General features: G+C 49.5%; 9 protein-coding genes and 1 pseudogene. 3 read left to right on the forward strand and 7 right to left on the reverse strand.

What is annotated here, in order from left to right; all coding sequences use genetic code 11:
- Positions 1–235: 235 nt before the first annotated feature.
- Positions 236–1003, reverse strand: a complete 768-nt coding sequence (locus EL645_RS35355; protein ID WP_126557114.1) for an ABC transporter substrate-binding protein — start codon at positions 1001–1003, stop codon at positions 236–238.
- Between the two features lie 378 nt (positions 1004–1381).
- Entirely contained in the window at positions 1382–2206 is an 825-nt protein-coding gene (locus tag EL645_RS35360) for a sugar phosphate isomerase/epimerase family protein (protein WP_161977954.1), read from the reverse strand.
- 301 nt (positions 2207–2507) lie between these two features.
- On the opposite strand from EL645_RS35360, the gene EL645_RS35365 reads away from it, so the two are divergent.
- Positions 2508–3089, forward strand: a complete 582-nt coding sequence (locus EL645_RS35365) for an NUDIX domain-containing protein (protein ID WP_126557116.1) — start codon at positions 2508–2510, stop codon at positions 3087–3089.
- A gap of 182 nt (positions 3090–3271) precedes the next feature.
- Entirely contained in the window at positions 3272–3625 is a 354-nt protein-coding gene (locus EL645_RS35370) for a hypothetical protein (protein WP_126557117.1), read from the forward strand.
- Positions 3626–3693: 68 nt separating this feature from the next.
- Here the strand turns inward: EL645_RS35370 and EL645_RS35375 are convergent, their stop codons facing one another.
- Positions 3694–4968 carry an adenylosuccinate synthase gene (locus EL645_RS35375; protein ID WP_126557118.1) on the reverse strand — a complete coding sequence of 425 codons (1275 nt, stop codon included), beginning with the start codon at positions 4966–4968 and terminating at the stop codon, positions 3694–3696.
- 5 nt (positions 4969–4973) lie between these two features.
- The gene (locus EL645_RS35380) at positions 4974–5864 is read right to left on the reverse strand and encodes a TrmB family transcriptional regulator (protein ID WP_126557119.1); all 891 of its coding nucleotides are present in this window, start codon (positions 5862–5864) and stop codon (positions 4974–4976) included.
- Positions 5865–6009: 145 nt separating this feature from the next.
- On the opposite strand from EL645_RS35380, the gene EL645_RS35385 reads away from it, so the two are divergent.
- On the forward strand, positions 6010–6819 hold the full coding sequence (locus EL645_RS35385) for an AAC(3) family N-acetyltransferase (protein ID WP_126557120.1): 810 nt from the start codon (positions 6010–6012) through the stop codon (positions 6817–6819).
- Positions 6820–6840: 21 nt separating this feature from the next.
- Here the strand turns inward: EL645_RS35385 and atpD are convergent.
- The 3 genes and pseudogenes from atpD to murB all read right to left on the reverse strand — a co-directional run bounded on the left by atpD (position 6841) and on the right by murB (position 12863).
- Positions 6841–8260: pseudogene (gene atpD / locus EL645_RS46060) on the reverse strand (F0F1 ATP synthase subunit beta).
- A gap of 187 nt (positions 8261–8447) precedes the next feature.
- On the reverse strand, positions 8448–11279 hold the full coding sequence (locus EL645_RS35395) for a LuxR C-terminal-related transcriptional regulator (protein ID WP_126557121.1): 2832 nt from the start codon (positions 11277–11279) through the stop codon (positions 8448–8450).
- Between the two features lie 507 nt (positions 11280–11786).
- Positions 11787–12863: a UDP-N-acetylmuramate dehydrogenase gene (gene murB, locus EL645_RS35400; protein WP_161977955.1), complete on the reverse strand. Its 1077-nt coding sequence runs from the start codon at positions 12861–12863 to the stop codon at positions 11787–11789.
- Between the last annotated feature and the right edge of the window lie 404 nt (positions 12864–13267).

Below are 13267 nucleotides of genomic sequence, written 5' to 3' on the forward strand. Positions count from 1 at the left end.
GTGGAGAAGAACTCCTATGCATCTATGTTCCAGACTAGATGATGGAGTATCTTCTCCTGGTATCGCTAGCAAACGTTAGCGAGGCCGTATGTTAAGCATGATTTGTAAAGGAGAAGCCGCCGTTACATATGGATTTGCCTGTGAGGGCCAACCGCTAAAGCGAGACGAGTTATACTCAAACCAGACCGGAGCGTCAAGCAACGGGATAGTTGGCATTTGCTCAACAAAGATTTTCTCAATTCCTTGTATCGCCTGTTTTTGCGTAGCAGGATCGCTGGTAGTAGCATATTGATTCAGGTATGCATCTGTCTGCGGATCTTCCCAGCGGGCGAAATTTGACTGTGATGATTGACCAAAATGATAGATTGGCATAATTAGATGCCAGAAAATCTTTGGCACTGGGTAAGATGAGGGCAGTTGGATTGGCAACCTGCATATATCCATTTTCTGCCACTTTTGACATCTTTGACCGATCTAGAGCCTGGCTAATAGCCTGCCGTACCGCGACTTGATTGAAGGGCTTTTTCGCGTTATTCGGATAGAACATCAAGGTTGCGTTTGGTGCTAACCAGAAATGATGGTTGGCCGTATCTTTTTGCACATAATTACGGTCCAGGTTAGGCACATAAACCTGTGCCGTATCCAGCTTATTGCTAATGAGCTGAAGTACCAGCGTATCATTCGATTTATAGATAGGATAGTCAATCTCGTTGAAGGCAGGTTTGCCCGCTTGCCAGTAGCTGGTATTTTTTGTTAGCTTCACCAGTTGAGGAGTAAATGGCTGGCCATCATTCCATTTTACATTATCATGCAGGGTAAACACGAGCTGCTTATTATCATTGCTAAATTGATATTTTGTCGCGAGCCAGGGATTCATCGTACCATTCGCAAGATTAGTAAACAATAATGACTCATAGATCAAATCGCTTGGCGGGCCGCCCGATGCTGCCGCATATGGATTAAAATTATTGATATACTCATCGCCGACTTCGCCTACCCACAATGCATCCGTTTTTTTATTTGCATTTGTCCCACCACAAGCATTAAGAATAAAAGAGCAAACAGTAACGTTATAAGCAAAATACTTCCACTTGTCTTACTGCTCAACCCTCCTCGATTTGTCCTTATGAACATATATTAGGATCTCCTGATAAATATAAAATTGCCACACCCTGAAGAAGTGTTTTTTATCATTCATTTATTTTTACGTAGCTGAAATAGAGAAAGAGTCAAGCAGTTATGTATTGGAGTTACATCTATTTTTGGCGTTTTTCACACGGACAACCGCCGATATACATTGGCAGTTGTCCGTGTGAAAAGAGGGATAGGAGAGGAGGCCTCAGTTTGCTCTATGGAGAGTAATTGAGGTGCTTTATATATTTTATTTAGAGGCTAATTGCTTTTCGACTGCGTGGAGCCAGTTAATATGTTGTGGTAAGGCAATTTCAGGATCTTCAATTTCGGGATGCCAGCGCTTCTCCCACTCAACCGAGACATAGCCATCATAGCCATTGGCCTGAAGGCTGGCCAGTTGTTCGCGTACCGGCACCTCGCCCTTGCCCATTAATACCAGTCTCCAGCCTGATTTTTCTGTATCATCGCGGCGAGCATCTTTCACATGCACATGCGCTACCCGTGGCCCCAGGATGCTCCATACCTCTTCGGCCGTCTCTCCCATTCGGTAGGGATGGTGGCTATCCCAGAGGGCGGCGATCGCTGGTGAATTTACCAGTTCCAACACCTGGGCTGCGCGCCTGGCGGAAGAAAAACCGTCGTGGGTCTCTAGCGTAATTGTGACCCCGGACTGCTCGGCCTGAGATGCAACCTGTTGTAGTGATTCAGCCACCCACTGGTTCTCTCGTTCGATATTTTCGCCTGTTCCGGCACCCCCAAAGACGCGCAGAATGGGTACATGCAACTCCTGCGCCAGCTGAATCCAGACCTTCAGGGACTCCACGTTCTTCGCCCGTTCCGCTGGATCACTCAGATTAAAGGTGCAGGAAGTATCGAATGCACAGACCTCTATACCGCGTGAGCGAAAGGTCTCTACGGCCTGCCTGACCTTTTCTGCGTCACGTATGGGTTCAATGACTTCATTATCCAGCAGGCGCAACTCAACGCCACTATAGCCCAGTCGGACCGCGTTGTCAGCGACCTGTTCAGTAGTCCATTGTGGGCAACCAAGGGTACTAAATGCAAATTTCACTGTGTTACCTCTTTCTACATAAAAGAACATTGTAGATAGATAGCATCATCTGCCTCTCTTTCATTATGTCACCAATCACTACTTAATAGTAATGGTTTTCTATGTCATTGTTGGACCCCATACCTGAAAGAATGGACCGCTTCTCGCTTGCTCGTGTTCTCCCTGCGCTCTCGGGACGAACAGGAAAAGCCCTGCGCACGTACGAACTTTTACACAATGCTCATTTGCTGAAAAGTGGTTTTGGTTCGTATTAAAATAAGGTAGCTATGCGCGAGGAACCACTATAATAAAGGATGAATTGATGGATAAAAAAGTAGAAATTGTAGAGCAAAAGCTTCTTCTAGATGACTTCTTTAAAATTGAGGAGGTTCATGTACGTTTCAGGCGCTTCGATGGTAAGATGAGCGAGCCAGTGCGCCGCCTGGTATTGGAGCGTGGGGACGCGGTGGGTGCGCTACTGGTAAATACCGATACGCAGAAGGTATTAATGACGAATCAGTTCCGCTATCCAACCTATCAGAAGGGGCCAGGCTGGTTGCATGAGGTGGTCGCCGGGATGATTGATGAGCATGAACAGCCGGAACAGGCGGTCAGGCGTGAAATTCATGAAGAGATTGGCTACGAGGTGCATGCGTTGACGCCAATTGCCACTTTCTATGTTTCTCCTGGCGGTTCCACCGAGCGTATCTTCCTTTTTTATGCTGAAGTGACCAATGCTGATCGTATCTCTAATGGTGGCGGCCTGGCTTCTGAGCACGAAGATATTGAACTGATCGAAGTCTCCTTTGATGAATTATGGGATGTCCTCAAAAAAGGCGAGATCCGCGATGCAAAGACCCTGATCGCTGTCCAATGGTTACAACAGAGACAGATGAATTCGTAAGGATTCGGTGTAACAAATCTTCTTCAGAAGCGATTATCTATATATCAGGAAAATTTCCGCATGCCACTAAAATTATGCTTCGTTCGCTTTTAGTGGATGATATTAGTAGGGTATAGATTAGATGCATATTTTAGATAAGGTAGTTAAGATGATTACTGTGTGTTAGAAGAAAAGGAATTGTTTTGAGTACAATGACATATACATTTGCGGCTGTGCCAGTCATGTTGCCGGGCAATAACGTGAAGGTGACCTTTCACTACATTCACACCACCCAACTGACAGCTGCTCCAGCCAGCAAGGCTACACCGGGCGCGGTTCACAAGACCACTACCGAGTCCAGCCACGTACCCCTCGCGATTGCTAATACTGCTACAAATGCAACAACTGGCACAGACGGTACTATGACGACCGGAGCTGCCTTCAATCCAACGCTTTTCTTTCTAGGCCTTTTTCTCTTAGCAATTTCTGTTGTCATGATCTGGTATGTAATGAAGCGTGCTAAACAAAACAGAGTTGATATGCGAAATCTTGTTTAAACTAGCAACAAGCAGCCGGCGCACCTTCCTATTTATCGGAAGGTGCGCCGGCTGCTTTTTTGACTGATCTATGCCATCAAGGTCTGGTCGCGATTTGGACCTACACCCACGCTGTGGATGCGTACATTGACAAGTTCGGCCAGGCGATCCAGGTAGTTGCGGGCGTTGCGTGGCAGATCTGCCAGGGTTTTAGCCTGCTCGGTAGATTGTTGCCAACCAGGCAGAACCTCATAGACCGGCTCACATTTTTCGTGGATAACGGGATCTGGCAGATGCTCGATCAGTTCACCTTTGTAGCGATAGCCGGTGCAGACAGGGATCTCGGCCAACGTATCCAGTACGTCCAGCTTCGTGATATTGAGGTCTGTGCAGCCGTTAATCTCGGTGACGTAGCGTGTGACGACGGCATCAAACCAGCCAATGCGGCGCGGGCGACCCGTGGTCGCGCCAAATTCACCGCCCAGGGTACGCAGGTGGGCTCCCATTTCATCATGCAATTCGGTAGGCATTGGTCCGGTACCTACCTGTGTGCTGTATGCCTTGGCCACTCCAATGACGCGGTTGATATAGCGAGGAGGAATGCCTGAGCCCGCTGAAGCGCCGGCCGCAGTGGGGGAAGAACTGGTTACAAATGGATAAGAGCCCCAGTCGATATCTTTCATGGCGCTTAACTGGCCTTCGAGTAGCACGTTTTTGTTTTCCTGCAGCGCAGCCCGCACAATCGGCATCGTATCGACGATACGTGGTTTGAGCTGCTGTCCCCAGGCCAGTGCAGCCTCGATCAATTCCTCAGCGTCAAAGGGTTGTTGACCATAGACATGCGTGAGAATGGCGTTATGCTTTTTGATGACTGCGCTCAGCTTGGCGCGCAGAATATCCTCGTGCAGCAGATCGTGGAAGCGGATGCCGATGCGTCCAACTTTATCGGTGTAGGCAGGTCCAATGCCACGGCCCGTTGTCTCAACGCGATAAGCGCCACGCGCCTCATCTTCCACTTTGTCGAGCAACTTATGATAGGGCATAACCACATGGGCCCGGTCTGAGATGACCAGTTGCTCGACAGAGACGCCTTTGCTGGCGATGGCCTCCATTTCCGCCAGGAGATCCTGTGGATCGATCACGGTACCTGTACCCATAACACAGATACAATTAGCATTAAAAATCCCGCAGGGTACAAGGTGGAGCTTGAATTCACCATAGTTATTTACGACAGTATGGCCTGCGTTGCCACCTCCCTGAAAGCGCATGCACAGATCGGCCTCCTTGCTCAGAAGGTCTACAAGCTTGCCTTTTCCTTCGTCCCCCCATTGTGTTCCTACAACTACGGTTACTGTTCCAGCCATGACGGCTACTCCTCTCCTGGTTGAAATGCTTCACGCATTGGTATGTTCAGATTTGATGGTAGATCGATTGGTTGTGACCCCATGGTCGTGATGGCAACAAGCTGTTCGGCATCTTTGGTAGGCAGCAGGCTGCGACGCAAATTCACCAGGTGGGGACCAAAGGTGGCCTCCAATTCCGGCGAGAGTTGCTCATAGATAGCTGCTAAATAAGCTTCGTCCCGAATAAATTTTTCAACCACGCGCACCATGGTCCGATTTTGTGTAACGACACCGGTTGCTGGCGCATCCAGTGAAGCGACCAGGGCCTCTTCAAAGTCTATTGCCAGTGCGATGACATGACCGCCTACCACTTTTTCGGGACCTTCATGCTGGTAGATCATTGCGTAGTCGGCGCTGGCGCTGCCAAATAAATTAAGAATGACTGTGCAGCCTCGGTCGCGGGCCGCCCGTAAGACATCGGCGAAGCGCTCAAGATCTTCGGCCCACAGGCTGGCGGCGATACGATGCTTGGCTAGTGTGATCAACTCGCGCAAACGCGCCTCAATGCGGCTATACTCATTGAGTTCCCAAAAGTGTCCCACACCATCGGGCTGTTCGAGCGCTGTAAGTTGTTGCTCTAAACTCTGACAGCGTTGCGTGGTCTCCTCCTGGATTCGTTGTAGCAGCCGACCAGGTGGGACAGGCGCGTAGCGGACTGGATCTGCGCTTACAGCTGTAACACGTTCTTTATTTGTTAGAGTTTCAAGTGCTTGATAGGTGTTGGCCCGGGGTAGGCCCGCGCCCTTACTGACTTCATAGCCCGTAGAGAGTGGATGCTGGAGCAAGAAGATATAAATTTGTGCCTCCGCTCCTGTAAACCCGAGATGCTTCATCTCTTCGATGGTCGCTATAGTCACGAGTTCGGCTTCCTTTCTCTTGCAGTAGTAGTAGTAACAACTACTACTATAATGATTGGAGGGCTCCTTGTCAAGGGCTGAGAGTTGATTTTATTGCTGACCAATGATAATCTGTTCGGGTTGTCGAGTAGAAAGGAATTAATTCATGTCTGAAGAACAAGTGGTGCGGGAGACTTCCACCCTCTGTACGTGCGAAAGCCTGGTCCAGGATCTGCGGCGCCTGGGTTTGCAGGCCGGGATGACTGTTATCGTCCATTCGTCGTTGCGCTCATTGGGATGGGTCTGTGGCGGCCCGGTAGCAGTGGTTGAGGCGCTGATGGATGTTGTGACCGAGAGGGGCACGCTGGTAATGCCGACCCAGACCGGCAATTATTCTGATCCGGCTAACTGGCAAAATCCTCCAGTCCCACAACCGTGGTGGGATATTATCTATGAAGCCATGCCAGCCTTTCGGCCTGAAGTCACGCCATCATATGGTATGGGTGTTGTTGTTGAGACATTTCGCACTCATCCTGGTGTGGTACGTAGTAATCATCCTCAGGTATCATTTGCTGCCTGGGGCAAGCATGCGCGTGAGATTACGGCCAATCACAGTCTGGAATATGGGTTGGGTGAACAATCACCGCTGGCTCGTATGTATGAGTTGGCTGGCTGGACATTACTGCTTGGTGTTGGCTATGACCGCAATACCTCTTTCCACCTGGCCGAATATCGTAGTCCTGGTACGAAAGAAGTCACGCTGGGTGCTCCGATCATTGAAAATGGTCAGCGCATCTGGAAGCGTTTCAAGGATATCGATATCGATGCAGATATATTTCCTGCTATTGGTCAGGATTTTGAAGAGACGCAACAGGTCTTGCTTGGCAAGGTTGGGCAGGCCGAGAGCCGTTTATTGCCCCAGCGGCCTGCCATAGATTTCGCGACCGCCTGGTTGAAGCGCCAGCGCGGCTTTTAAGTCCTCGCTGGCACTTATCCCTTAGCGTTGAGCTGCTGCATAGCGCTCCACGACCTCATCAATATTCCCGGCCAGGTAGAACATGTGCTCCGGGATATTGTCGTGTTGACCATCCAGAATCTCTCTGGCTCCGCGCAGCGTTTCTGCCAGCGTCACATAGCGCCCTTCCATATTGGTGAAGACCTGGGCGGTACTGAAGGGTTGGGTGAGGAAGCGCTGCATTTTACGCGCTCGGGTGACCGAGAGCTTATCCTCATCAGTTAGCTCTTCAACGCCCATGATATTGATGATATCCTGTAATTCACGATAGCGTTGCAGCAGGCGCTGCACAGCGCGTGTCACATTATAATGTTCTTCACCAACTATATTGGGGTCCATGATGCGGCTATTTGATGCCAGGGGATCGATGGCTGGAAACAACCCCTGTTCGAACAGCGAACGCTCCAGTACGACGGTAGCATCCAGGTGGGCGAAGGTTGTGACCGGTGCAGGATCTGTGTAGTCGTCAGCCGGCACGAACACAGCCTGGAGCGAGGTAATCGAACCATCCTTTGTGCTGGTAATACGCTCCTGTAGATCGCCCATCTCTTCAGCCAGGTTGGGCTGATAACCAACCGCCGATGGCATGCGGCCCAGCAATGCTGAGACCTCAGCACCTGCCTGTGAGAAGCGGAAGATATTGTCGATGAAGATCAGAACATCTTTGTGTTCTTCATCACGGAAGTATTCCGCCATCGTCAGTCCCGTCAGAGCGACGCGCAGACGTGATCCTGGAGGTTCATTCATCTGTCCATAGACCATGGCGACGCGGTCGATCACTCCTCGCTCGATCATTTCATTATAGAGCTCATTCCCCTCACGTGTGCGCTCACCAACCCCTACAAATACGCTGTTACCATTGTGTTTGCGCGCAATATTGTTGATCAACTCTTGAATGATCACAGTTTTTCCAACCCCTGCCCCGCCAAAGGCACCGATCTTTCCACCTTTTACAAAAGGCTGATATCAGGTCAATGACCTTGATCCCTGTTTCGAGCATCTCCGCCTGTATCGTCTGGTCCTCTAAAATCGGAGCCTCACGATGAATCTGCCATAATGGCGCATCTGTGATGGGTGCGGCGTTATCGACGGGCTGGCCCAGTACATTGAAGACGCGCCCCAATGTTTGCGGACCTACGGGTACCGAGATCGGGCGTCCCCGGTTGATGACTTCGGCTCCCCGCTGCAATCCATCGGTGGCCCCGAGCGCGATACAACGGACCCAGTTATTACCCATATGCTGCTCTACTTCGAAGGCCAGCGCCTGTTCTAAATCTATTGCTGGTTGCTTTAAGCGTAGCTCATCATATATTTTAGGGAGTTGGTCCTGTGGGAATTCGATATCAACTACTGCCCCTAGTACCTGTACGATTTTTCCAGTTGGATATGACGCAACTGTCATATGCTGCCTCCTTCATGGCTTTTCTAACTTTTTTCTTCTGCCCCTAATGTACAGAAAAAAGGAGGCTCGGATATGACTCTTATTACGTAGTTTTGTGGACTTACAGCGCCAGGCTAGCGGGTTGTGAGAGGTAGGCAGAATAACGTAGGCCGATAGGGGGGAACTGGCGTGGATTATGCAAGCAATTTTAGACCAGTTTGTTCTCGACCGCGAAGCGCGTGGCGGCACTGCGCGATGAGACTCCCAGTTTGGCATAGATGGAGCGCAGATGGGTGTTGACGGTACGGGGGCTCAGGACCAGTTTCTGGGCAATAAGGACGTCGGTCAGGCCGTCGGCCAGCAGACGCAGGACGTCCATCTCACGTACAGTCAACCCGGCTGGATAGGTATCCGTGGTGGATTTCTCCTCCTGTGCCTCTAGTTGTTTATTCAGGTGAATATTCGCGATCATGCCAAGGGTCTGTGGTAAGCTCATATTTCGGCCGACGCTCCAATTCTCATGGAAGGCTTTTTCGCCGATATCCTTCTTATAGTTTTTTAGCTGCTGTGCATAGCTGACCTGGTATACCTGTTCAATGGGAGCCGAGATGCCCTCGCGCAGGCTGGCGGCGCTGCCCAGAAACTGAACGGCACGTTCAGGTAGATCCATCAATCTACACAACTGGGCGAAGTCCTCCAGCGCAATGGCCATGCCAAGCATATTTCCAAGCAGGGAGGCATGGTGAAGTGCTTTGCGGATCTCGATGCCGGCCTGTTCGTAGTTGTGACCTGCCAGGGCTACGCAGGCCAGTCCATGGAAAAGAGCTAGCTTGGAGACCTGGTTGCCCATACCAGCCATCAGGCCAAGGCTCTGTTCGTAATATGTTTTGGCGTCTCTATCGTGTCCATTCAAGCGTGCCAGGTCGCCCAGACAGCCGAGGGCGGCGGCCATACCTGCCGGATAATTAATCTCCCTGGTAATGTGCAGGCTTTCTTTGATATATTGGGTCGCCTCTACGATTGCGCCAGTGCTTATGTGCAGCTTGCCCAGTCCCAGCAGCACACTGGCCCTTTCGCGCCTGGTACCCAGTGCCGTAACCAATTCCAGACAGCTAGCTAATGCCTGCTGCGCCCTATTATAATCACCACACTGACGCAAAGTATTGCCAATACTATTCAAGCACACGACCTGTCCCAGGCGATCATTAATCTTTTGATAGAGGAGTTGACCCTTTTGATAGAGAAAGTGGGCGGTGACAAATTTGCTGCGCTGGCTCATTGTGTCGCCGACATGGATTAGAACATCGGCCTGACTGCGTATATCGCCAGCCTGGCGTAAGAGGCGCAGACTCAGCGCATAGCGAACCTGTGCAGCCTTAAAATCACATTGTTGATTGGCAATATTGCCACAGATACTGTAAAGGATGCCGCGACACCATATATCTGATGATCCGCGCAGCGTTTGGAGGCTGTTTTCAGCCAGCTGGCGCGCATCATCGTAGCGTCCCTGGTGCGATTCCAGCAGGGCCAGCGCTCCCTGTGACAGGGCATGGGTACGTGTATCTCCCGTTGATTCGGCCAGCCGCTCGCTCTCTTCCAGGCGTTCACGGGCCAGTTCTAGATGACCATGCAGATGGGCCATGCTCCCAGCGCTATAATAGATGCGCGCTAATAGCTGGCTAGAATATGCATCGGTCGAGATAGCGATAACCTCCTCCAACCAGTTATGACCTTCATTTAAAGAACTGCGCAATTGTAGAAAGCGTCCCAGGCTACTGGCCAGACGCTGGGCGATCTCTACTTCAAGTTGATCGATGACCCAGCGCATGGCGGTCCAGATATTGGCCGCTTCCAGATCAAGTCGGGCCAGCCATTGCTGTTGCTCGCTGCCATAGAGGTATGGTTCACTTTTTTCTACCAGTGCTGTAAAGAATTGCGCATGACGCCTCTGAGCCGCAATCAGTTCTTGTTGCTGTTTAAGACTATCAATAGCATATTCTCTGATAGTCTCTAGCAGCCAGAAACGTGTTTCGGAGCCGTTATCACCCACTACGCGAACCAGGCTTTTATCAACGAGCGAGCTCAGTAAACTTAAGGTATCCTCATCTCCCAGGACATCGGTTGAGCCGATTGCCGTCGCTGCTTCAATGGTCCAGCTGCCGGTAAGAATGCCCAGCTGGCGAAAGAAGTATTTCTCTGCCTCATTCAGCAGGTTGTAGCTCCAATCCAGGGTATTGCGCAGCGTTTGTTGGCGTGGAGAAAGATTGCGCGCCCCACCAACCAGGATGCGTAAACGATTATGCAGCCGTTCTAGCAATTCCTGTGGCGTTAACAGTTTACAGCGTGCCGCCGCTAACTCGATAGCCAGTGGCAAACCATCTAATTGAATACAAATCTCAGTGACGGCATGCAGGTTCTCTTCACCCAGCGCAAAGGTTGGCTTGACGGCTTGCGCACGCTCAATAAAGAGGCGGACTGCATCTGAAGGCTCGCTTAGCGATAGAGTGTGTGGTTGATCTGGTAAGGGGAGATCCAGTGGTAGTACTTCAAATTCATACTCACCATAAATATGCAGGGCCTCGCGGCTGGTTACCAGGATACTCAGATAGGGAGCTGCCGTAAGCAGGTTAGCAATGGCAATATTAGCCTCCATAACGTGTTCAAAATTATCCAGTACCAATAACAGATGTTTATCATGCAGATATGCCTGGAGCTCTTCACCGATAGAGTATTGTCCTGTTTCTTCAATTCCCAGGGTCTGGGCAATCGTTGAGAGCACGAATGTATGTTCGTGGAGGGGGGCCAGTTGCACAAAAAAGACCTCTTCGGCAAAAGAGCTACGCAATTGATAGGCAATTTCAAGTGCCAGGCGTGTCTTCCCTACGCCACCAGGCCCCGTCAGGGTCAACAGGCGGCGCTGCTGATTTTGCAATAATGAGGAAACATGCAGGATATCCGTAGCACGCCCAATGATGGTATTCATCTGTGCCGGTAAATGATGCTCTATATGTGTTCTGTGAGATATATTATCCTGACCCATAGCTTTATCCTTGCAAGCTGTAAAAAGCCATCCTCTACGCCGCTCACTCGCGTCCAGTTGTGCCTTGTACACTGCTTTTCTTCCTATTTTAGCAGATAAAGATAAAATACGCCCATAATTTGTGATGTTGTTGTGATGTGATTTAAGAGAGCTGTGAGTGTATTGTGAGTGATAGGATATATTCTTACTTCAGATGAAACAAGATATTTAATCCACTGGGGGCTCTCTTGGTGTGTTTAATACGGTACTCTTCTTGTTTCATCTCAATTTCTCTCTTGTAAGTTATGTGCTTCAAATTGTTCACAATTTGCACCGGAGTTTATAAATTCAAAAATAACTACAGGTGGCAATGAGGCTATGTAGGATTGGTTTGGATTTATTGAGAATGCCTATCAGCTATAGAGCATTGTGTATAGCTGATAGGCATTTTTTTATTTGTATAACTTTTGTTGGCATAAAAAAACAGATCCGGTAAACATTCAACCGGATCTGTTTTTTTTCTTAGCTTTATGCGCCACGCAATTCTACGTTGAGCTCTAGTTTGACATTGAATTTATCCTGTACACGTTGACGCATCTCTTTGATTAAATTGAGAATATCGCTGGTTGTGGCACCACCATTATTCACAATATAGTTGGCATTGCGATCTGATACCTGCACTTTGCCTTGCGTGAAACCTTTCAGACCGGCCTGTTCGATCAATGAACTGGCCTTCTGACCCTCTGGATCTTTGAAGATAGACCCGGTATGGCGATTGATTGGCTCATATTCTTTGCGCTCGCGTTGATAGAGTTTAAGATTTTCCTCTAATTTTTGTGGCGCTTCGGGGTGGAGACGTATACCCAACGTCATCACTATTTCAGCTGGTTCAATCAGGCCACGTGGGACCGCTAATATGTTACCCTGCTGATCAAATGCACTTTCGTGTCCAGAGCGGAAGCGGCTATAGCGATAGTTTAGATCTAACTCATCTTTGCTATAGCGCCGTGTGATTGGCAATGAGAGCGCGTCACCTTCCAGATTACATCCACGAGCATCTAAAACTTCAATCCACTCCAACACCTCGCTTAGATCATGGTCGTGAGCTCCCGCATTACTGACAAGGCCACCTCCCAGCGTACCTGGAATGCCAATGCCAAACTCAACACCTCCCCAGCCCAGGGGTGCCAGTTCATGCGCAATGCGTGGCCAGCTCGAACCTGAGCCTGCGCTCAATATCGCACTGCCATTGGCCTCCTCTGTGATCTGGTATTCATGCCCAATTACGCGGGCCACAATCCCACGTACACCGGCATCGGTAAAAATAATATTTGAGCCATTGCCAATCAAAAGTAGCGGCCAGTGTTCTTCAGCGCAGAGGCTAACCAGCCCGATCAATTCGTCGCGCGTCTCAACTGTAATCCAGATATCGGCCGGTCCACCAACTCCAAAGGCGCTATGGTGTGCCAATGGTTCGTTTTTACGCACACGCGTATCAAAACGTCTTTGTAATTGATAATGAGCCAGTTCGGTATTAAAGCCTGTCGTATTTTCAAGGTCGAATGGTGGTATGATGTTGTTTGGATCATTATTTGGTGGTGTCATATGTTGCATCTCTAACCCCGCTTATCTTCTCTATATAAACCATATGAATGCGCTATATGGATCAGTTGTCCTGCAACGCGGGCACATTAAAGATCGCGAAATCCCGTCCTGTTCACTACAACCAGGCTACATACTGGTAGTGACTATACAGGTAGATAATTGATTCTGAGATTCTATTGTGCCCGTTGTTGTTTCTCAAAGTGTAGCCCTGCATCATCACAGAGTGATCACCGCTTTCAGATCTTACATCACAGGGAGATCACGACATTTGAGAGGTAAGTGTTACATATATTAGTCGGGCAACATATAAATAAATACACTAAGAGCTGGGATATATGTTATTTGTCTGCTGGGAAAGCTGTGAGGACAAGAAAAAGAACCACCCGGTTATCACACTGGCGGTT

Origin of the sequence: Dictyobacter kobayashii (assembly GCF_003967555.1) — a bacterium.
Classification (GTDB): domain Bacteria; phylum Chloroflexota; class Ktedonobacteria; order Ktedonobacterales; family Ktedonobacteraceae; genus Dictyobacter; species Dictyobacter kobayashii.

Excerpts from the sequence above, each read along its gene's own strand:
- murB (WP_161977955.1), bottom strand. The coding sequence starts at position 12,863 with ATGACACCACCAAATAATGATCCAAACAACATCATACCACCATTCGAC.
- EL645_RS35365 (WP_126557116.1), top strand. The coding sequence starts at position 2,508 with ATGGATAAAAAAGTAGAAATTGTAGAGCAAAAGCTTCTTCTAGATGAC.
- EL645_RS35395 (WP_126557121.1), bottom strand. The coding sequence starts at position 11,279 with ATGGGTCAGGATAATATATCTCACAGAACACATATAGAGCATCATTTA.
- EL645_RS35385 (WP_126557120.1), top strand. The coding sequence starts at position 6,010 with ATGTCTGAAGAACAAGTGGTGCGGGAGACTTCCACCCTCTGTACGTGC.
- EL645_RS35375 (WP_126557118.1), bottom strand. The coding sequence starts at position 4,968 with ATGGCTGGAACAGTAACCGTAGTTGTAGGAACACAATGGGGGGACGAA.